A 23,420-nucleotide genomic window follows, 5' to 3' on the forward strand; every position below is an offset into this window, starting at 1 on the left:
ATGGACAAGGAACAGAAGCTTCGGGACTACCTCAAGCGGGCGAGCGCCGACCTTCAGCGTTCCCGGCAGAAGGTGAACGAGCTGGAGGAAGCGGCTCGCGAGCCCATCGCCATCGTGGGCATGAGCTGCCGCTTCCCCGGGGGTGTCGCCAGTCCCGAAGACCTCTGGACCATGCTCGTCAACGGCGAGGACGGCATCACCGGCTTCCCCGCCGACCGCGGCTGGGAGGCGCTCACCGACGGCTCCGAGGAGTTCGCCGGCGGATTCCTGCACGACGCACCACAGTTCGACGCCGAGTTCTTCGGCATCTCCCCCCGCGAGGCCCTCGCCATGGACCCCCAGCAGCGGGTGCTGCTGGAGTCCTCCTGGGAGGCGTTCGAACGGGCGGGCATCGACCCGGCCACACTCCGGTCCACCCGGACCGGTGTGTTCGTCGGCGCCATGCCCCAGGACTACCGCATCGGCCCGGACGACGACGTCCAGGGATTCACCCTGACCGGCAACGCGACCAGCATCCTCTCCGGCCGGCTCTCGTACTTCTTCGGCGCCGTCGGCCCCGCCGTCACCGTCGACACCGCCTGCTCCTCGTCGCTGGTGGCGCTGCACCTGGCGGCCCACTCCCTGCGGCAGGGGGAGTGCTCCCTCGCGCTCGCCGCGGGCGTCACCGTCATGTCCAGCCCCACGACCTTCGTGGAGTTCAGCAGGCAGGGCGGCCTCGCCGCCGACGGCCGCTGCCGCTCCTTCGCCGACTCGGCCGGTGGCACCGGCTGGTCGGAGGGCGTGGGCGTCCTCGTCCTCGAACGCCTCTCCGAAGCACGGCGCAACGGCCACGAGGTCCTCGCCGTGATCCGCGGCTCCGCCGTCAACCAGGACGGCGCGTCGAACGGGCTGACCGCGCCCAACGGCCCCTCCCAGCAGCGCGTCATCGAGCAGGCGCTCGTCAACGCCCGGCTCTCCTCCGACGCCGTCGACGTCGTCGAGGCCCACGGCACCGGCACCACCCTCGGCGACCCGGTCGAGGCCCAGGCGCTCCTCGCGACCTACGGCCGGCACCGCGCCGAGGACCAGCCGCTGCTCCTCGGCTCCGTGAAGTCGAACCTCAGCCACACCCAGGCCGCGGCCGGGATGGCCGGCGTCATCAAGATGGTGCTCTCCATGCGCCACGGTGTACTGCCGCGCACACTCCACGTCGACGCCCCCTCCACCCACGTCGACTGGACGGAGGGCGCCGTACGGCTGCTCACCGAACAGACGCCGTGGCCGCGTGGGACGGAACCCCGCCGCGCCGGTATCTCCGCCTTCGGCCTCAGCGGCACCAACGCGCACACCATCCTCGAAGAGGCGCCCGACGCGCCCGAGCCCGACGACACCGCAACGCCCGGCCCGTCCGTCGCGGCGGGCACCCTGCCACTGCTCCTCTCCGGCCGCACCCGGACAGCGCTGCGCGACCAGGCCGCCCGGCTCCTGTCGTTCCTCGGCGACCGGCCGGACACGGTCCCCGCCGACCTCGCCTACTCCCTCGCCACGGCGCGCACCGGCTTCGAACACCGCGCGGTGGTGACCGCCGCCGACACCGGCGCCGCCGTCGAGGCCCTCACGGCGCTCGCCAACGGGGAGAGCGCGCCCCAGCTGATCCAGGGCCGCGCACAGGGCCGCGCCCGGCTCGCCTTCCTCTTCGCCGGCCAGGGCTCCCAGCGGCCCGGCATGGGACGGGACCTGTACGAGCGGTTCCCGGTCTTCGCCGAGGCTCTCGACGCGGTGCTCGCCCACCTCGACCCCGCGCTCGACCGGCCCCTGAAGGAACTGCTGTTCGCCGCCGAGGACAGCCCCGAGGCCGGACTGCTGCACCGCACCGGCTACGCCCAGCCCGCACTGTTCGCCCTGGAGGTCGCCCTCTTCCGGCTGACCGAATCCTGGGGCGTCAAGCCCGACTTCCTCACCGGCCACTCCATCGGGGAGATCGCCGCCGCGCACGCCGCCGGGGTCTTCTCCCTCGCCGACGCCGCCACACTCGTCCTCGCCCGGGGCCGCCTCATGCAGGCGCTGCCCTCCGGTGGCTCCATGGTCTCCCTGGAGGCCACCGAGGCCGAGGTCCTGGCCGTCCTCGACGGCCGCTCGGAGCGCGTCTCGATCGCGGCCGTCAACGGACCCTCGTCCGTCGTCGTCGCCGGCGAGAGCGACGAAGTCGCCGCCGTCGCGGGCCACTTCACCGACCAGGGCCGCAGGACCAAGACGCTGCGCGTCTCGCACGCCTTCCACTCCCCGCTCATGGCGCCGATGCTCGACGAGTTCCGGGCCGTCGTCGCGGGACTCTCGCCGCAGGCACCCGTCATCCCCGTCGTCTCCACCCTGACCGGGACGCTCGCCACGGTCGAGCAGCTGACCTCGCCGGACTACTGGACCGACCACGTACGGCACACCGTCCGCTTCGCCGACTCCGTCGCCTGGCTGAACGACCACGGCACCGGCAGCTACCTGGAGCTGGGCCCCGACGGCGTCCTGTCCGCCCTGGCCGAGGCGATCCTCGACACCGGCGCCGACCCCGCGCGGGACACCCCCGCCGCCCACACCCTGCTGCGCCCCGGCCGGCCCGGGCCCGAGACCGTCACCACCGCGCTCGGCGGCCTGCACGCGCGCGGCGTCGCCCTGCGGTGGGGCGCCTACTTCGAGGCCACCGGCGCCCGCCGGATCGACCTGCCCACCTACGCGTTCCAGCGCCGCCGCTACTGGCCCAAGGGCATCACCCAGAGCGGCGACGTCCGCGCCGCGGGTCTGGGCGCGGCCCACCACCCGCTGCTCGCCGCCGCCGTCTCCCTGGCCAACTCGGACGGCCTGCTGCTCACCGGCCGGCTCTCCCTCCAGTCCCACCCGTGGCTCGCCGAACACACCGTGCGCGGCACCGTGCTGCTGCCCGGCACCGCCTTCCTGGAGCTGGCCGTCCGCGCCGGCGACGAGGTCGGCTGCGACCGTGTCGAGGAACTGACCCTGGCCGCGCCCATGGTCCTGCCCGAGCAGGGCGGCGTCCAGGTACAGGTGTGGGTGGGCAGCCCCGACGACTCCGGCCGCCGCACGCTCAGCCTGCACTCCCGGCCCGACGGCTCCGAGGAACAGCCCTGGACCCAGCACGCCGCCGGTGTGCTCGCGGCAGGCGAGCAGCGCGCCGACTTCGACGCCACCGCCTGGCCCCCCGCGGACGCCCGCGCCATCGAACTGGACGGCTTCTACGACGGGATGGCCGACAGCGGGTTCGGCTACGGGCCGGTCTTCCGCGGCCTGCGCGCCGCCTGGCGGGCGGGCGACGACATCTACGCCGAGGTGGCGCTGCCCGACACCAACGGCTCCGACGCCGGTGCCTTCGGGATCCACCCCGCCCTGCTCGACGCCGCCCTCCACGCCTCGGCCTTCGCCGGCCTCGGCGAGCACGGCCGCGGCGGACTGCCCTTCTCCTGGCAGGACGTGACCCTGCACGCCTCGGGCGCGGCCACCGTACGGGTACGGCTGACGCGCGTGGACGACGACACGGTGTCGATCGCCGTCGCCGACACCACCGGCGCCCTCGTCGCCTCCGTCGGCTCGCTCGTCCTGCGCTCCGCCCCCGGCGAGGCGAAGGCCGACGCGGGAATCGCCCGCGACGCGCTGTTCGAGCTGCGCTGGACCGCCCTGCGCGACCAGCGGGACCCGGTGCCCGTACCGTCCCCGGTCGGCGTCCTCGGCCCGGACACCCTCGGCCTCACCGACGCGCTCACCGCCGCCGGGACGAGCGTCACCGCGCTGTCCGGCCCGGACACGGACACGGCCACCCCGGCCCTCGTCCTCGCGCCCGTGCGCGGCGCCACCGGCACCGGGACGGCCGAGTCGGTCCACGCCCTGACCGCGCACGTCCTGGAACTGCTCCAGGGCTGGCTCGCCGACGAACGGCACGCCGACGCGAAGCTCGTTCTCGTCACCCGCGGCGCCGTCGCCACCGACGGCCACGCCGTCACCGACCCGGCCGCCGCCGCCGTCTGGGGCCTCGTACGCTCCGCGCAGACCGAACACCCCGGCCGCTTCGGCCTGCTGGACCTGGACGCCTCCGACACCTCGCAGCCCCTGCCCGGCACGGCGCTCACCGTGACCGAACCCCAGGCGGCCGTGCGCGGCGGCGCCCTGCTCGGCGCCCGGCTCGCCCGCGGACACGGCGCCGACACCGCCCGCGCCGAATGGAACCCCGACGGTACGGTCCTGATCACCGGCGGGACCGGCGGGCTCGGCCGCGTCATGGCCCGCCACCTCGTCGTCGACCGCGGAGTGCGCCGCCTGCTGCTGGCCAGCCGTAGCGGCGCCGCCGCCGAGGGAGCCGAGGAACTGCTCGCCGAGCTGACCGGCCACGGCGCCCACGCCGAGGCCGTCGCCTGCGACCTCGCCGACCGCGACGCGCTCACGCGCCTGCTCGCGTCCATCCCCGCCGCGCACCCGCTCACCGCCGTCGTGCACAGCGCCGGCGTCCTCGACGACGGCGTCGTCGAGTCCCTGACGCCGCGGCGGCTGAGCGCGGTGCTCCGGCCCAAGGCCGACGCCGTGTGGAACCTGCACGAGGCGACCGCCGGACTGGACCTCGCCGCGTTCGTCGTCTTCTCCTCGCTCTCCGGCACCATAGGCGTCCCCGGCCAGGGCAACTACGCCGCCGCCAACGCCTTCCTCGACGCCGTCGCCCACCTGCGCCGCGCCGCCGGCCTGCCCGCGCTCTCGCTGGGCTGGGGCCCCTGGGCACCGACCGCCGGAATGACCGGCGGTCTGAACGAGGCGGAGCTGCGGCGCATGGCGCGCACCGGCACGCCCGCCCTCACCGAGGAACAGGGGGTCGCCCTCTTCGACGCCGCGCTCGGCCACGACGCGGCCACGCTCCTGCCCGTCCGCCTCGACCTGTCGGTCCTCCGCGTCCAGGACGAGGTGCCGCCGCTGCTGCGCGGCCTCATCCGTACCCCCGTACGCCGCTCGGTGGTGTCCGGCTCCGAGACGGCCGTCGGACTCGTCCAGCGGCTCGGCCGGCTCGACGAGGCCGCCCGCACCGAGCTGGTCCTCGACCTCGTCCGCGGCCAGGTGGCCGCCGTACTCGGCCACGCGAGCGCCTCCGACGTCGACCCGACCCGGCCCTTCCAGGAACTCGGCTTCGACTCCCTCACCGCCGTCCAGCTGCGCAACCTGCTCAGCACGGCCACCGGGCTGCGGACCGCCGCCACGGTGATCTTCGACTACCCGACCGTGACCGCCCTGGCGGGCCACGTCCTCGGCGAACTCATGGGCTCCACGGCCGCCGTGGCGGCGAGCGCCCCGCGCGCCGCCACCGACCAGGACCCCATCGTCATCGTCGGCATGAGCTGCCGCTACCCGGGCGGCGTCACCTCGCCCGAGGACCTGTGGCGCCTCGTGGACGAGGGCACCGACGCCATCTCGGGCCTTCCCGACGACCGCGGCTGGGACCTGGACTCCCTGTACCACCCGGACCCCGACCACCTCGGCACCACGTACACCCGCTTCGGCGGATTCCTTCACGACGCCGCCGAGTTCGACCCCGCTTTCTTCGGCATGAGCCCCCGTGAGGCGCTGGCCACCGACTCCCAGCAGCGGCTGCTGCTGGAAGCCTCCTGGGAGGCCGTCGAGCGCGCCGGGATCGACCCCGTGTCGCTGCGCGGCAGCCAGACCGGCGTCTTCGCGGGCGTCATGTACAACGACTACGCGGCCACCCTCACCGGCGGCCAGTTCGAGGGATACCAGGGCAGCGGCACCTCGCCCAGCATCGCCTCCGGCCGGGTCTCCTACACCCTCGGCCTCGAAGGCCCCGCCGTCACCGTCGACACCGCGTGCTCGTCGTCACTCGTCGCCATGCACTGGGCGATGCAGGCGCTGCGCGCGGGGGAGTGCTCACTGGCCCTCGCCGGCGGTGTCACCGTGATGTCCACGCCGACCTCCCTCATCGAGTTCTCCCGCCAGCGCGGGCTGTCCCCGGACGGCCGCTGCAAGGCGTACGGGGACGGAGCCGACGGCGTCGGCTGGTCCGAGGGCGTCGGCATGCTCGTCCTCGAACGCCTCTCGGACGCGCGGCGCAACGGGCACCGCGTCCTCGCCGTCGTCCGTGGCTCCGCCGTCAACCAGGACGGCGCCTCCAACGGCCTGACCGCCCCCAACGGCCCCTCCCAGCAGCGCGTCATCCGCCAGGCCCTGGCAGGCGCCGGGCTCTCCACCGCCGACGTCGACGTCGTCGAGGGCCACGGCACCGGCACCTCGCTGGGCGACCCGATCGAGGCCCAGGCGCTGCTGGCCACCTACGGACAGGACCGTGACGCCGGACAGCCGCTGCTGCTCGGCTCCGTCAAGTCCAACATCGGCCACACCCAGGCCGCGGCCGGCGTCGCCGGTGTCATCAAGATGGTCATGGCCATGGACCACGGGGTGCTGCCCCGCACGCTCCACGCCGACCAGCCGTCCTCGCACGTCGACTGGGACGCCGGCGCGGTGCGCCTGCTCACCGACGAGACGCCCTGGCAGCGCACCGACCGTGCCCGCCGCGCGGGTGTCTCGTCCTTCGGCATCAGCGGCACCAACGCCCACGTCATCATCGAGGAGCCCCCGCACACCGAACCGGCCGCCGTCACCCCCGAGGTGACCCCGGCCGTACTGCCGTGGACGCTCGCCGCCAGAAGCCGGGCCGCGCTCCGCGACCAGGCCGCCCGGCTGCGCTCCTACGCCGAGGCCCACCCCGAGACGGCCCTCGCCGACGTGGCGCTCTCGCTCGCCACCACCCGTACGGCCTTCGACCAGCGCGCCGTCGTGACCGGCGACCGGGACGAACTCCTGCGCGCCCTCGCCGCCCTCGCCGGTGACCGGCCGGACGCCGCCCTCGTCGAGGGCGAGACCGGCGGCGCGGGCAAGCTCGCCCTCCTGTTCGCCGGACAGGGCAGCCAGCGCCCCGGCGCGGGCCGTGAACTGTACGCCCGCTTCCCCGTGTTCGCGCGGGCGCTGGACGAGGTGACCGCCGCGCTCGACCCGCTGCTGGACCGTCCGCTGCGCGAGGTCCTCTTCGCCGCCGACGACACCCCCGAGGCGGAGCTGCTGTCCCGGACCGGCTGGACCCAGCCGGCCCTGTTCGCCCTCGAAGTCGCCCTGTACCGGCTGCTGCGCTCCTGGGGCGTGCGCCCCGACGTCCTGCTCGGCCACTCCGTCGGCGAGATCGCCGCCGCCCACGCCGCCGGGGTCTTCTCCCTCCCGGACGCCGCCCGGCTCGTCGCGGCCCGCGCCCGGCTCATGCAGGCGCTGCCCGCCGAAGGCGCGATGATCTCGCTCCGGGCCTCCGAGGACGAGGTCGCCCCGCTGCTCGACGGACGCGAGCACGAGGTGTCCCTGGCCGCGCTGAACGGCCCCTCGGCCGTCGTCGTCTCGGGCACCGAGGCGGCCACCGAGGAGATCGCCGCCCACTTCGCCGCGCTGGGACGCAAGACCAGGCGGCTGCGGGTGAGCCATGCCTTCCACTCCCCGCTCATGGACCCCGTGCTCGACGACTTCCGCGCCGTCGCCGAGGACCTGACCTACCACCCGCCGGCCGTCCCCGTCATCTCCAACCTGACCGGGCGCCAGGCCGCCGAGAGCGAACTGTGCCGCCCCGACTATTGGGTCGCGCACGTCCGCGCCGCCGTCCGCTTCGCCGACGGCGTCCGCGCCGCGCACGCGGCCGGGGCCACCACCTTCCTGGAGGTCGGACCCGGCGGTGTGCTGTCCGCGCTCGCCCAGGACACCCTGGGGGACGCCGCCGACACCGACATCACCCCGCTGCTGCGGTCCGACCGCGACGAGGAGCGGGCCGTCACCACCGCCCTCGCCCGGCTGCACGTGCGCGGCTCCTCCGTCGACTGGCCCGCCTTCCTCACCGGAACGGGCGCCCGCACCGTCGACCTGCCCACCTACGCCTTCCAGCGCGAGCGCTACTGGCCGGGGACCGGCGCCGACTCCACCACGCGCACCGCCCTCGACACCGCGGCCACCGACCCCGCCGACGCCGAACTGTGGGGCGCGATCGAGCGCGGCGACGCCGCCGGACTGGCCGGACTGCTGGGCCTGCGCGACGAACAGCACGCCTCCCTGTACGCCCTGCTCCCCGCCCTCTCCTCCTGGCGCCAGCAGCGCCAGGAGGCGGCGCTGCTCGACTCCACCCGCTACCAGGTGCGGTGGAAGCAGGTCCGCCCCGGCGCAGCGCCGGTCCTCGAAGGCCGCTGGCTGGTCGTCACCACCGAGGGGATCGACAGCGACGAGATCCTGGACGCCCTGCGCGGCCACGGCGCCCAGTTCGAACGCCTCGACCTCGACCCGGCCTGCCGGGACCGCGCCGAACTCACCGAGCGGCTGAGGGCCGCGGTGCAGGACGCCGACGCCGTGGGCGGTGTGCTGTCCCTGCTCCCGCTCGCCGACCTTCCCGGCCTGCCCCTCACGGACGACGTGCCCGCCGGGCTCGCGCTGGGCATCGTCCTCGCCCAGGCCCTCGGCGACCTCCGCCTCGACGCCCCCCGGTGGACCCTCACACGCGGCGCGGTCGGCACCGGCCCCGCCGACCCGCCGGCCAACCCCGTCCAGGCCACCGCCTGGGGGCTGGGCCGCGTCGCCGCCCTGGAGTCCCCGCTGCCGTGGAGCGGGCTGATCGACCTCCCGCCGGTGCTGGACGCACCCGCGATCCAGCACCTGGTCAGCGTGCTGGCCGGGCGGGGCGGCGAGGACCAGGTCGCCCTGCGGTCCGGCACCGTCCTCGGCCGCCGGCTGGTGCGCCGCCCGTCCGCCGAGCTCCCCCCGGCGGACGCCTTCACCGCCGACGGCACCGTACTCGTCACCGGCGGTACGGGCGCCCTCGGCGCCGAGGTGGCCCGCTGGCTCGCCCGCAGCGGCGCCCGGCACCTCGTCCTCACCAGCCGCCGGGGCCCGGAAGCGCCCGGCGCGCCCGAACTCCGCGCCGAACTGGAGGGCCTGGGCGCCCGCGTCACCCTCGCGGCCTGCGACACCGCCGACCGCGACGCCCTCGCCGGCGTCCTCGCGGCGATCCCCGAGGACCTGCCGCTGACCGGTGTGGTGCACACCGCGGGCGTCGGACAGGCGGCCTCGCTCTCCGCCACCCCGCTGACCGACGCCGTCGACACGATGTCGGCGAAGCTGCTCGGCGCCGCTCACCTGGACGACCTGCTCGCCGACCACGACCTCGACTTCTTCGTCCTCTTCTCCTCCATCGCCGGGGTGTGGGGCAGCGCGGGGCAGAGCGCCTACGGCGCCGCCAACGCCTACCTCGACGCCCTCGCCCAGAACCGCCGGTCCCGGGGACTGTCCGCCACCTCCGTGGCCTGGGGCCCCTGGGCCGAGGCCGGCATGGCCACCCACGAGGCCCTGTCCGACCAGCTCCACCGCAGCGGCCTGCGCTTCCTGACGCCCGCCACCGCCGTCGCCGAACTGCGCCGCGCCGTCGTCCAGCAGGATGTCGCGGTCACCGTCGCCGACATCGACTGGTCGCGCTACCACCCGGTCTTCACCGCGGCACGGCCCAACGTCCTCTTCGACGAGATCCCCGAGGTCGCCGCCCTGGACCGGCCGGACACGGCCGACGACGGAGCCTCCTCCGAACTCGCCGGACGCCTCCGCGGCCTCGAACACGCCGACCAGGAAAGGCTGCTGACCACCCTCGTCCGGGGTGAGGCCGCCATGGTCCTCGGCCACGCCTCCGCCGAAGGGGTCGACGAACGCCGGGCCTTCCGCGAGGCCGGGTTCGACTCGCTGACGGCCGTGGAGTTCCGCAAGCGGCTCGCCACCCTCACCGGGCTCCCGCTGCCCGCGACCCTCGCCTTCGACTACCCGACCCCCGTCGCCCTCGCCCGGTTCCTGCTCACCGAGATCCTCGGCACCGGCGGCGCCGAAGCGGCCCCGCGGGCCCTGGCCACGGGCGCCTTCGACGAGCCGATCGCCGTCGTCGGCATGGGCTGCCGCTTCCCCGGCGGTGTCCGTTCCCCCGAGCAGTTCTGGGAACTGGTCGCCGAGGGCACCGACGCCATCACCGACTTCCCGGTGAACCGGGGCTGGGGCGAGGACCTCTACCACCCGGACCCCGACCAGCCCGGCACCACCTACTCGACACAGGGCGGATTCCTGCACGAGGCCGGCGAGTTCGACGCCGGGTTCTTCGGCATCTCGCCGCGCGAGGCCCTGTCCATGGACCCCCAGCAGCGGCTGCTGCTGGAGACCACCTGGGAGGCGTTCGAACAGGCCGGTATCGACCCCGCGTCGGTCCACGGCAGCCCCACCGGCACCTTCATCGGCTCCACCTACCAGGAGTACGGGCTCGGACTGGACGAGGGCTCCGCCGCCGGACACGCCGTCACGGGCACCAGCCCCAGCGTGCTCTCCGGCCGCCTCGCCTACCTCTTCGGCCTCGAAGGCCCCGCCGTCACCGTCGACACCGCCTGCTCCTCGTCGCTGGTCGCCCTCCACCTGGCCTGCCAGTCGCTCCGCAACGGCGAATCCACGCTCGCCCTCGCCGGCGGCGCCACCGTCATGACCAACCCCGCCTCGTTCATCGCCTTCAGCAAGCAGCGCGCCCTCGCCCAGGACGGCCGCTGCAAGGCGTTCTCGGACGACGCGGACGGCATGACCCTCGCCGAGGGCGTCGGCGTCGTCGTCCTGGAGCGGCTCAGCGAGGCGCGACGCAACGGCCACGAGGTCCTGGCCGTGATCCGCGGCTCCGCCATCAACCAGGACGGCGCCTCGAACGGTCTGACGGCGCCGAACGGCCCCGCGCAGCAGCGCGTCATCCGCCAGGCCCTCGCCAACGCCAAGCTGACCACCGCCGACATCGACGTCGTCGAGGCCCACGGCACCGGCACCGCCCTCGGCGACCCGATCGAGGCACAGGCCCTGCACCACACCTACGGGCGCGACCGCGACCCCCAGCGCCCGCTGCTGCTCGGCTCCGTCAAGTCGAACATCGGGCACACCCAGTCCGCCGCGGGCGTCGCCGCGGTCATCAAGATGGTCATGGCACTGCGCCACGGGACCCTCCCGCGCACCCTGCACGCCGACGAGCCCTCCAGCCACGTCGACTGGAGCTCAGGGACCGTCTCGCTGCTCGGCGAGGGACGGGACTGGCCGCGCGCCGAACTGCCGCGCAGGGCAGGCGTCTCGTCCTTCGGTATCAGCGGCACCAACGCCCACGCCATCCTCGAAGAGGCGCCGCTGCCGGAGCCGGCCGGGACGGAGCCCGACACGGCCCCCGTCCCGCCCGCCGGCGGTGTCGTCCCCTGGACGCTGTCCGCCCGCACCCCCCAGGCGCTGCGCGACCAGGCCGCGAGCCTCGCCGCCCACCTCGACACGACCGGCACCGGCACCGTCCACGCCCTCGACGTCGGCCACTCGCTGGTGACCACCCGTACGGTCTTCGACCACCGCGCCGTCGTCGTCGGCGACGACGACCGGAGCCTCGCCGCCGCGCTCACGGCCCTCGCCGAGGGCACCTCCTCGCCCGCCGTCGTGCACGGCGTCGCCGAGACCACCGGCAAGACCGTCTTCGTCTTCCCCGGCCAGGGCTCCCAGTGGGCCGGCATGGGGGCACGCCTCCTCGACGAGTCCCCCGTCTTCGCCGAACGCGTCGGCGAGTGCGCGGTCGCGCTCTCCGCCTTCGTCGACTGGTCGCTGCTCGACGTGCTGCGGCAGGCCGACGGCGCGCCGTCCCTGGAGCGCGTCGACGTCGTCCAGCCCGCCTCCTGGGCGGTCATGGTGTCGCTCGCCGAGCTGTGGCGCGCCCACGGGGTCGTCCCGGACGCCGTCGTCGGCCACTCCCAGGGGGAGATCGCCGCCGCGACCGTCGCCGGAGCGCTGTCCCTGGAGGACGCCGCGCGGATCGTCGCCCTGCGCAGCCGGGCCATCGGCCGGGTGCTCGCCGGATCCGGCGGCATGATGTCCGTACCGCTGCCCGCCGCCGACGTCGAGGCGCGGCTGCGCGCCCACGGCGAAGCACTCTCGGTCGCCGCCGTCAACGGACCGCGCTCCGTCGTCGTCGCGGGCGAGGCCGGGCCGCTCGACGCCCTCATGGCCGAACTGACGGCGGACGACATCCGCGCCAAGCGCATCGCCGTCGACTACGGTTCGCACTCCGCCCAGGTGGAGCGGGTCGAGGAGGAACTCCTCGGCACCCTCGCCGAGGTCGCCCCCCGCCCGCCCCGGATCCCGTTCCTCTCGACCGTCACCGGCGACTGGCTCGACCACGGATCCACCCCCCTCGACGCCGGCTACTGGTACCGGAACCTGCGCGGGACGGTCCGCTTCGAGCCCGCCGTACGCACCCTCCTCGCGTCCGGACACCAGGCGTTCATCGAGATCAGCTCCCACCCCGTGCTCTCCATGGGCATCCAGGAGACCGCCGAGGCCGCGAACGCCGGCCGGACCGTCGTCACCGGCACGCTCCGCCGCGACCAGGGCGGCACCGACCGCTTCCTCACCTCACTGGCCGAGGCGTACGTCCGCGGCGTCACCGTCGACTGGGACCGGGTCTTCGCCGGCACCGGGGCGCGGCGCGTCCCCCTGCCCACCTACGCCTTCCAGCGCGAACACCTGTGGGCCATCGCGGCCAAGCCCCGGACGAACGGCGAGGACAACCCCGCCGACGCCGAGTTCTGGACCGCAGTCGAGGACGAGGACGTCGACGCGCTGGCGTCCAGCCTCCGCGTCGACCGCACCTCCCTCGCGCCCGTCCTGCCCGCGCTGTCGCACTGGCGCCGCCGCCGGCGTGACCTCTCCACCGTCGACTCCTGGCGCTACCGGGCCGGCTGGAAGCCGCTGTCCGGGCTGCCCGCGGCGACCCTGACCGGTGACTGGCTCGTCGTCACCACCGGCACGGTCCCCACCGACGAGATCACCGGCATCCTCGCCGACCACGGAGCGACGCCCCACACCCTCACCCTCGACTCCTCCCACCTGGACCGCGAAACACTGGCCCGGCGCCTCGGCGACCTCGGCGAGGACCTGACGGGAGTGGTCTCCCTGCTGGCCGCCGCCGAGCGGCCCAGCGAGGAACACCCGGCCCTCACGGCGGGGCTCGCCCTGAGCGTGTCGCTGATCCAGGCGCTCGGCGACGCCGGGATCGACGCGCCCCTGTGGTGCCTCACCCGGGGCGCCGTCTCCACCGGCCGCTCCGACCGGCTGACCCGGCCCGTCCAGGCCCAGATCCTCGGCCTCGGCTGGACCGCCGCCCTCGAACACCCGCAGCGCTGGGGCGGCCTGATCGACCTGCCCGAACAGCTCGACCGGCGCGCCGGCGAGCGGCTCGCGGCGCTGCTGACCGGCCGTACCGACGAGGACCAGCTCGCCGTACGCCCCTCCGGCGTCCTCGCGCGCCGCGTGTCCCGCGCCACCACCGCCTCACCCGCCCCGGGCCGCCCCTGGTCGCCGCGCGGCACCACGCTCATCACCGGCGGCACCGGCACCCTCGCCCCGCACCTCGCCCGGTGGCTGGTCCAGCAGGGCGCCGAGCACATCGTGCTCACCAGCCGTCGCGGCCCCGACGCTCCCGGCGCCGGCACCCTCGTCCAGGAACTCAACGACCTGGGCTGCGAAACCTCCCTCGTCGCCTGCGACCTGACCGACCGCGACTCCGTCGCCGCGCTCCTCGACGGCCTCCGGGCCGAAGGACGCACCGTACGCACCGTCGTGCACACCGCCGCCCTCATCGAACTCGCCTCCATCGAGGAGACGAGCCTCGACGCCTTCGCCCAGGTCGTCCACGCGAAGGTCGCCGGAGCCCGGTACCTCGACGAACTGCTCGACGACGACGAACTCGACGCCTTCGTCCTCTACTCGTCCACCGCGGGCATGTGGGGCAGCGGCCAGCACGCCGCCTACGTCGCCGGCAACGCCTACCTCAACGCGCTCGCCGAACACCGGCGCGCCCGCGGCGCCCACGCCGCCTCCGTCTCCTGGGGCATCTGGTCCGACGACCTCAAGCTGGGCCGGGTCGACCCCTCCCAGATCCGCCGCAGCGGACTCGTCTTCATGGACCCGCAACTGGCCCTCACGGGGCTGCGCCAGGCCCTCGACGACAACGAGACGGTGCTCTCCGTCGCCGACGTCGACTGGGAGCGCTACTACCCCGTCTTCACCTCCAGCCGGCCCACCACGCTGTTCGAGGAGGTCGCCGAGGTCCAGCGGCTCGCCGAGGACTCGGCCCAGGCCGCCACCGGCGACAGCGAGTACGTCACCGGACTGCTGGCGCTCCCCGCCGTCGAACAGGACCGCGTCCTGCTCGATCTGGTCCGCTCCGAGGCCGCGACCGCCCTCGGCCACGCCTCTCCCGACGTCCTGTCGGAGCAGCGGGCCTTCCGCGAGGTCGGCTTCGACTCACTGATGGCCGTCGACCTGCGCAACCGGCTCGCCGCCGTCACCGGTCTCACCCTGCCGAGCACCATGGTGTTCGACTACCCCACGCCCGTCGCCCTCGTGGAGTTCCTCCGCACCCTGATCGCGGGCACCGTCACCGGCGCCCCCACGGCGGTCGGGGCGTCCGTCGCCGACGACCCCATCGCCATCATCGGCATGAGCTGCCGCTACCCCGGCGGCATCGGCTCCCCGGAGGAGCTGTGGCAGCTCGTCGCCGAGGGCGGCGACGCCATCAGCGAATTCCCCGCAGACCGGGGCTGGGACACCGAGGGACTGTACGACCCGGACCCCGACCGCTCGGGCCACACCTACTCGACCCGGGGCGGCTTCCTCCACGACGTCGCGGACTTCGACGCCGGATTCTTCGGCATCTCGCCGCGCGAGGCGCTGGCCATGGACCCGCAGCAGCGTCTCCTCCTGGAGACGGCCTGGGAGGCCATGGAGCGGGCCGGCATCGACCCCGCCGAGCTGCGCGGCAGCAGCACCGGCACCTTCGTCGGCGCCAGCTACCAGGACTACAGCTCCGGCGGAGCCACCACGGACGGCGCCGAAGGACACCTGATCACCGGCACCATCTCCAGCGTCCTGTCCGGCCGCCTCTCCTACACCTTCGGCTTCGAGGGCCCCGCCGTCACCCTCGACACCGCGTGCTCGTCGTCCCTCGTCGCCCTGCACCTGGCCTGCCAGTCCCTGCGCAACGGGGAGAGCTCCCTCGCGCTCGCCGGCGGCGTCAGCGTCATGGCCACCCCCAGCGCCTTCGTCGGCTTCAGCCGCCAGCGGGCGATGGCCGCGGACGGCCGCTGCAAGGCGTACTCCGACCAGGCCGACGGCATGAGCCTCGCCGAAGGCGTCGGCCTGGTCCTCGTCGAACGCCTCTCCGACGCCCGCCGCAACGGCCACACCGTGCTCGCCGTCATCCGCGGCAGCGCCGTCAACCAGGACGGCGCGTCGAACGGTCTGACCGCGCCCAACGGCCCCTCGCAGCAGCGCGTCATCCGCCAGGCCCTCGCCAACGCGGGCGTCGGCCCGGCCGAGGTGGACGTCGTCGACGGCCACGGCACCGGCACCGCCCTGGGCGACCCGATCGAGGCGCAGGCCCTGCTCGCGACGTACGGACAGGACCGGAACGCCTCCGAGCCGCTGCTGCTCGGCTCGGTCAAGTCGAACATCGGCCACACCCAGATGGCCTCCGGCGTGGCCAGCGTCATCAAGATGGTCATGGCGCTGCGGCACGGCACCGTGCCCAAGACACTCCACGTCGACCGGCCCTCTTCGCACGTCGACTGGGAGGCCGGAGCCATCCGGCTGCTGACGGAACAGCGGGAGTGGCCCGAGACCGGCCACCCGCGCCGCGTCGGCGTCTCCTCCTTCGGGCTCAGCGGCACCAACGCGCACACCATCCTCGAACAGGCCCCCGTCACCGACGAGCCCGAAGAGGCCCCGCGCACCGCGGGCCCCGCGCCCGCGGCCGTACCGCTCGTCCTGTCCGGCCGGACCGAGCAGGGGCTGCGGGCCCGCGCAGCGCAGCTCCTGTCCTCGCTCGCCGACCACCCCGAACAGCCGCTGACCGACCTCGCGTTCTCCCTCGCGGCCTCCCGCGCCGCCCTGGAACACCGCGCCGCCGTCGTCACCGAGGACCACGACGGTCTCGTCCGGGCCCTCACCGCGCTCCGGGACGGTGCCCCCGACGGCGACCTGATCACCGGACGCCCCGGCAGCGGACGCAGGGCCTTCCTCTTCACCGGCCAGGGCAGCCAGCGAGCCGGGACGGGACGCGAACTGTACGACCGCTACCCGGTGTTCGCCGAGGCGCTCGACGCCGTCCTCACCCACCTCGAACCCACCCTCGACCGCTCCCTGCGGGAGATCCTCTTCGCCGCCCCCGGCACCCCCGAGGCCGCGCTGCTCGACGACACCGGCTACACCCAGCCCGCGCTCTTCGCCCTCGAAGTGGCCCTGTACCGGCTGGTCGAGTCCTGGGGCATCACACCGGACTACGTCGCCGGCCACTCCATCGGCGAATACGCCGCCGCCCATGTGGCGGGCGTGTTCACGCTGGAGGACGCCTGCGCCCTGGTGGCCGCCCGCGGACGCCTGATGGCGGCACTGCCCGAAGGCGGAGCCATGTGCTCCGTCGAGGCCACCGAGGAGGAGATCGCACCGCTGCTCGACGGAGCGGAGGACCGCCTCTCCGTCGCCGCCGTCAACACCCCGGCCTCCCTGGTGGTGGCGGGCGACGAGGACGCGGTGCTCGCCGCGGCCGCCCACTTCGAGGCCCTGGGACGGCGGACCAAGCGGCTCCGGGTCAGCCACGCCTTCCACTCCCCGCACATGGACGCCATGCTCGACGCGTTCGCCCGCGTCGCCCGCGGCATCGAGTACCGGGCCCCCTCCCTCGCGTTCGTCTCCACCGTCACCGGCCGGCTCGCGACCGCGGAGGAACTGCGCTCGCCCGACTACTGGACCGGCCAGGTCCGTGCCACCGTCCGCTTCGCCGACGCCGTCCGCACCCTCGACACCAGCGGGGTGAGCACCTTCCTCGAACTCGGCCCGGACGCCGTCCTCACCGGCGCCGCGAGCGAGACCCTCGCCGACGCCGACCGCTCCGTCGCGATCCCGCTCCTGCGCCGCGACCGCTCCGAGACCGCCACCGCCGCCACCGCCCTCGCCCGGCTCCACGTACACGGCGTACGCCCCGACTGGACCGGCGTGTTCGCCGGCACCGGCGCCCGGCGCACCGACCTGCCGACCTACCCCTTCCAGCGCGCCCGCTACTGGCCCGAGGCCGGCGCCCCGCGGCCCGCCACGCCCACCGACCCCGCCCACGCGGTCGACGACGCGTTCTGGGCCGCCGTGGAACGCGAGGACCTGGCCGCGCTGGGCACCTCGCTCGACCTGGACGACGACACCCTGACCGCCGTCGTCCCCGCGCTGTCGACCTGGCGCCGCAAGCGCCGCAAGCAGTCCACCATCGACGGATGGCGCTACCGCGTCACCTGGAAGCCGCTCACCGGCGCGCCCTCCGGCAGCCCGACCGGGACCTGGCTCGTCCTCGCCCCCGCCCACACGCCCGACGGCGCCGGGCGCGCGTGGACCGACTCCGTCGTGGCCGGTCTCACCACCTCGACCGTGCTCGTCGAGGTCCCGGAGAACGACCGCGAGGCACTCGCCGCCCGCCTGCGCGAACTGGCCACACCCGACGGGGGATTCCAGGGCGTCCTGTCCCTGCTCGCCCCGGCCGCGGCGCCGCCCGCCGCGTCACCCGACGTCCCCCACGGGCTGCTGCTCACCACCACCGCCGTCCAGGCACTCGGCGACGCCCGCATCGACGCGCCCCTGTGGTGCGTGACGCGCGGCGCCGTCTCGATCGGCCGCTCCGACCGGCTCACCGGCCCCGCACAGGCGGCCGTCTGGGGCCTCGGCCGCGTCGTCGCCCTCGAACACCCCGAACGCTGGGGCGGCCTCGTCGACCTGCCCGAGGAGCACGGGAGCGCCGCGGCGCGCCGGCTCGCCGCCGTACTCGCCGCCGACGGCGACGAGAACCAGGTCGCGGTCAGGGAAGGAGCGACCTTCGCCCGCAGGCTCACCCGCCACCCGGTGGGGGAGACCCCCGCACCCCGGCGGTTCACGACCACCGGCACCGTCCTCATCACCGGCGGCACCGGCGGACTGGGCGGCCACCTCGCCCGCCGCCTCGCCGAGCGGGGCGCCGCACACCTGCTCCTCGTCAGCAGGCGCGGCGCCGACGCCCCCGGCGCCGGGACACTGCGCGACGAACTCACCGCGCTCGGCGCCCGGGTCACCCTCGCCGCCTGCGACACGGCCGACCGGGACGCCCTCGCGGCCGTCCTGGCCGCCGTCCCGGCGGAGCTGCCGCTCACCTCCGTGATCCACACCGCCGGAGTCGTCGACGACGGCGTCGTCGACACCCTCGGACCCGACCGGTTCACCACCGTGCTGCGTGCCAAGGTCACCGCCACGGTCAACCTCCACGAACTGACCCGCGACCTGGACCTCGACACCTTCGTCCTGTTCTCCTCCACCGCGGGCACCCTCGGCGCCCCCGGCCAGGGCAACTACGCCGCCGCCAACGCCTTCCTCGACGCCTTCGCCGAGCACCGGCGCTCCCTCGGACTGCCCGCCACCTCGGTGGCCTGGGGCCCCTGGGCCGACGCGGGCATGGCCGCCGACGGCGCCGGTGTGGAGAGCCGCGTCCGCCGCGGCGGATTCGCCCCCATGGCACCCGAACTGGCCCTGGCCGCACTGTGGCACGCGGTCGAGCACGACGACACGACGCTGACCGTCGCCGACATCGACTGGGAACGCTTCGCCTCGGTGTTCGCCACGGCCCGGCCCAACGCCCTCGTCGGCGACCTGCCCGAGGTACGGGCCGTCACCGCCCCGGCCACCGCGCAACAGGGCGCGGCCCCCGACGAGTCCGCGCTGCACCGGCAACTCGCACGGCTGTCCGGCACCGGCCGCGACCGGTTCGTCCTGGACCTGCTGCGCACCCAGGTGGCGGCCGTCCTCGGCCACTCCGGCACCGAGAGCATCGGAGCCGACCAGCCCTTCCGCGACCTCGGCTTCGACTCGCTGACCATCGTCGAACTGCGCAACGCCCTCGCCGCGACGACCGGACTGCGGCTGCCGGCCACCCTCGTCTACGACTACCCGACCCCGCTCGCCCTCTCCGAGTTCCTGCTCGCCGAACTCCTCGGCGCCCTGCCGGAACAGCCGCGGGGCGCGGGAACGCAACTCGCCCCGCGCGCCGTGGACGACGACCCCATCGTGCTCGTGGGCATGAACTGCCGCTTCCCCGGCGGCATCACCTCGCCCGAGGACCTCTGGGACCTGCTCAGCCGGGGCGAGGACGCCATCGCCGGCTTCCCCGCCGACCGGGGCTGGGACCTCGACCACCTCGCCCGGGGCGGCTCCGCCACCCTCGAAGGCGGCTTCCTGGACGGCGTCGGCCTCTTCGACGCCACCTTCTTCGGGATCTCGCCGCGTGAGGCACTCGCCATGGACCCGCAGCAGCGGCTGCTGCTGGAGACCTCGTGGGAGGTGTTCGAGCGCGCCGGGATCGACCCGCTGTCGCTGCGCGGCAGCAGGACCGGTGTCTTCGTCGGGACGAACGGACAGGACTACACGAACCTGCTCCGCCAGGGCACGGCCGACGTCCGCGGCCACGTGGCCACCGGCAACACGGCCAGCGTCATGTCGGGCCGGCTCTCCTACGCACTGGGCCTCGAAGGCCCGGCCGTCACCGTCGACACCGCCTGCTCCTCGTCGCTGGTGGCACTCCACCTGGCGGCGCAGTCCCTGCGGACCGGTGAATGCTCGCTGGCCCTGGCCGGTGGCGTCTCCGTCATGTCGAGCCCCGACGCCTTCGCGGAGTTCACGGCGCAGGGCGGGCTGGCCCCCGACGGCCGCTGCAAGGCGTTCGCCGACTCCGCCGACGGCACGAGCTGGTCGGAGGGTGTGGGCGTGCTCGTCCTGGAACGTCTCTCCGACGCGGTCCGCAACGGCCACGACGTGCTGGGTGTCGTCCGGGGAACCGCGGTCAACCAGGACGGCGCCTCGAACGGTCTGACCGCCCCCAACGGCCGGGCCCAGCAGCGCGTCATCCGGCAGGCCCTGGCCGACGCCGAGCTGGCCCCCGCCGAGGTCGACGCGGTGGAGGCGCACGGTACGGGCACCACCCTCGGCGACCCGATCGAGGCCAACGCCCTGATCGCCGCGTACGGCGAGGAACGCGCGCACCCGCTGCTGCTCGGCGCCGTCAAGTCGAACCTGGGCCACACCCAGGCGGCGGCGGGCGTCGCCGGGATCATCAAGATGGTCCTGTCGATGCGCAACGGCGTGCTGCCGAAGACCCTGCACATCGAGGAACCGTCCTCGCACGTCGACTGGTCGGACGGCGCGGTGTCGCTGCTGACCGGCGAGCGGGAATGGCCGGAGACCGGCCGGCCCCGCCGGGCGGGCGTCTCCGCCTTCGGCGTCAGCGGGACCAACGCGCACGTCATCATCGAGGAGCCCCCGGCCGCCGAATCCGCCGAGCCCACCCCGGCGCCCGACGTCACCCCCGGCGTGGTGCCGTGGGTGGTGTCGGGGAAGTCGGAGGAGGCGTTGGCGGCGCAGGTCGAGCGGGTGTCGTCGCTCGTCGGCGGTTCCGCGCTGGACGTGGGTTTCTCGTTGGCGTCGGGTCGGTCGAGTTTCGCGCATCGTGCGGTGCTGCTCGCCGGGTCCGAGGGCGTGGGCACGTCAGAGGGCGCGGGCGAGGACGCGCTGCGTGAGGTGGCGCGCGGGTTTGTGGGCCATGCCGTTGTGAAGTCGGCGGTGTTGTTCTCGGGTCAGGGTTCGCAGCGGGCCGGTATGGGCCGTGAGCTGTATGAGCGGTTCCCGGTGTTCGCTGAGGCGTTCGACGGGGTGGTGGCGTTCTTCGACGGTGAGTTGGAGCGTCCGTTGCGCGAGGTGGTGTTCGGTGAGGAGCCGGGGCTGCTGGACCGTACGGGCTTCACTCAGCCCGCGTTGTTCGCGCTTGAGGTGGCGTTGTTCCGGTTGGTGGAGTCGTGGGGTGTGCGGCCCGATTTCGTCGCCGGTCATTCTGTGGGTGAGATCGCGGCTGCTCATGTGGCGGGTGTGTTCTCGTTGGAGGATGCGTGCCGGTTGGTGGGGGCGCGTGCTCGTCTGATGGACGCGTTGCCTGCGGGTGGTGCGATGGTGGCTGTTGAGGCCACGGAGGAAGTGGTGCGGGCGCTGTTGACCGGTGCTGTGTCGGTGGCTGCGGTGAACGGCCCGGACGCGGTGGTGATCGCGGGTGCGGAGCAGGACGTGCTCGCGGTTGCGGAGAAGCTCGCGGCTGACGGGGTGCGTACGCGTCGCCTGTCGGTGAGTCACGCGTTCCATTCGGCGCTGATGGATCCGATGCTGGACGACTTCCGCCGGGTCGCTGAGGGCCTGTCGTACGGAGAGCCGAGTATCGCCCTCGTCTCCAATGTGACGGGTGCTCTCGCGGACGAGAGCGAGGTCCGTACGGCGGAGTATTGGGTGCGTCATGTGCGGGAGACGGTGCGGTTCGCCGACGGTGTGTCCACGCTGGCCGGTGAAGGCGTGTCGGCGTTCCTGGAGTTGGGTCCTGATGGGGTGCTGAGCGCGATGGCGCAGCGCACGCTGGACGGTGTCGAGACGCCGCCGGTCGTGGTGTCGGCACTGCGCAAGGACCGTTCGGAGGAGTCCGTGCTGCTGACGGCGCTCGCCCGGCTGCACGTGACGGGCGTCGACATCGACTGGACCGAGCTGTTCGCGGGCACCGGCGCGCGCCGCGTCGATCTGCCCACCTACCCCTTCCAGCACGCCTGGTACTGGCCCGAGCGCGCGACCGCGGTCCACGGCCCGGCCGACGCGCAGGACCCGGCCGAGGCCGCCTTCTGGACGGCCGTCGAGCGGGAGGACCTGGACTCGCTCGCCGCCTCGCTCGACCTCGACGGCGCCGCGCTGTCCGCTCTGGTCCCCGCGCTGTCCTCGTGGCGCCGCGACAGTGTCGAGCGGACGGCCGTGGACAACTGGCGTTACCGCGTGAGCTGGAAGCCGCTCGCCGCCACCGCCGGGACCACGTCGAGCCGCCTCACGGGCAGCTGGCTGGCGCTGCTGCCCGCCGGAGCCACCGACGCGTGGAGCGGGGCCGTCGTCGAAGCACTCGGCTCCGACGCGGTCACCGTCGAGTACGTCGGCACCGACCCCGCCGAACTGGCCGCGCGACTGCGGGAACACGCCGCAGCGGCGGCGCCGTTCACCGGTGTGGTCTCCCTGCTCTCCACCACGTCCCACGGCGACGGCGACGCCGCCGTACGGCCGGACGCCCTGCTCCGCATCCTGGACGAGGCCGGGATCGGCGCCCGCCTGTGGTGGGTGACCCGAGGCGCGGTCTCGGTGGGCCGTGCCGAGGCCGTCACCGACCCCGCCCAGGCCGTCGTCTGGGGGCTCGGCCGGGTGGCCGCGCTGGCACACCCGGAGCGCTGGGGCGGGTTGGTCGACGTCGCCGAGGTGCTGGACCGGCGCGCTGCGGACCGTCTCCGCTCCGTCCTGGCCGGTACGGCCGGCGAGGACCAGGTGGCTCTGCGGCCCTCCGGCGTCTACGGACGCCGACTGGTCCGGGCCGCCACCGGGGCGCCGACGGCACCCTGGCAGCCCCGGGACACCGTCCTGGTGACCGGGAGGGCCGACGGCTTCGCCGGGCACACCGCCCGCTGGCTGGCGGGCCGGGGCGTACAGCACGTCCTGCTGGCCGGCGCCACCGCGCCCGACCCGGCCGACGAAGCGGCCCTGCGTGCCGAACTCGCCTCCTCCGGAACCGAGTTGACCGTACTGACCGGCGCTCCGGCCGACGGGTCGGCGCTGGCCGAAGCCCTCGCCGGAAGCCCCGGCGCGACCGCGCTGACCGCCGTGATCCACACCGGCGAGGACACCGAGCCCGACACGGGCGGCGCGTCACCGCTCGACGGACTCGACGCGTACCTCGCGGCCGTCCGCGCCACCGTCCAGGGCCTGGACGAGGCCGTCACCACCGTCCTCGACGGGCGTGAACTGGACGCCTTCGTCCTCTTCGCTTCCATCGCCGGTGTCTGGGGCGTGAGCGACCAGGCCGCAGGGGCTGCGGGCAGCGTCCACATCGACACCCTCGCCGGTGAACTCCGCGCCCGCGGTCACCGGGCCCTGTCCGTCTCGTGGGGTGCCTGGGCGGAGAACGTGCCAGACGGGCTCGCCGCCCATCTGCGGGCCAACGGCCTGCCCGCCATGGAGCCGGGCCGCGCGCTCACCGCGCTCGCCCGCTCCGTCGCGGAGGACGAGGCGTCGGTGACGGTCGCCGACGTCGCGTGGGACCGGTTCGCTCCGGCCTTCACCCGGACCCGGCCCGCACCGCTCTTCGCGGAACTTCCCGAGGCACACGCCGCCGTCGAGGAGACGGGCGCGGCCACCGGCTCCGTCGTCACCAC

The 23,420-nt window shown here is 74.6% G+C and carries 1 protein-coding gene (only partly in view); it reads left to right on the top strand.

Translation table 11 applies throughout. The features are described 5' to 3' along the window. Positions 1-23,420, top strand: the 5' portion of a protein-coding gene (locus OG627_RS33750) for a type I polyketide synthase (protein ID WP_329073178.1). It continues 5,251 nt past the right edge of the window; 23,420 of the gene's 28,671 nt are visible here — the first part of the coding sequence; it begins with the start codon at positions 1-3; the stop codon falls past the right edge of the window.

Origin of the sequence: Streptomyces sp. NBC_01429, assembly GCF_036231945.1 — a bacterium.
In the GTDB taxonomy this organism is placed as follows: Bacteria; Actinomycetota; Actinomycetes; order Streptomycetales; family Streptomycetaceae; genus Streptomyces.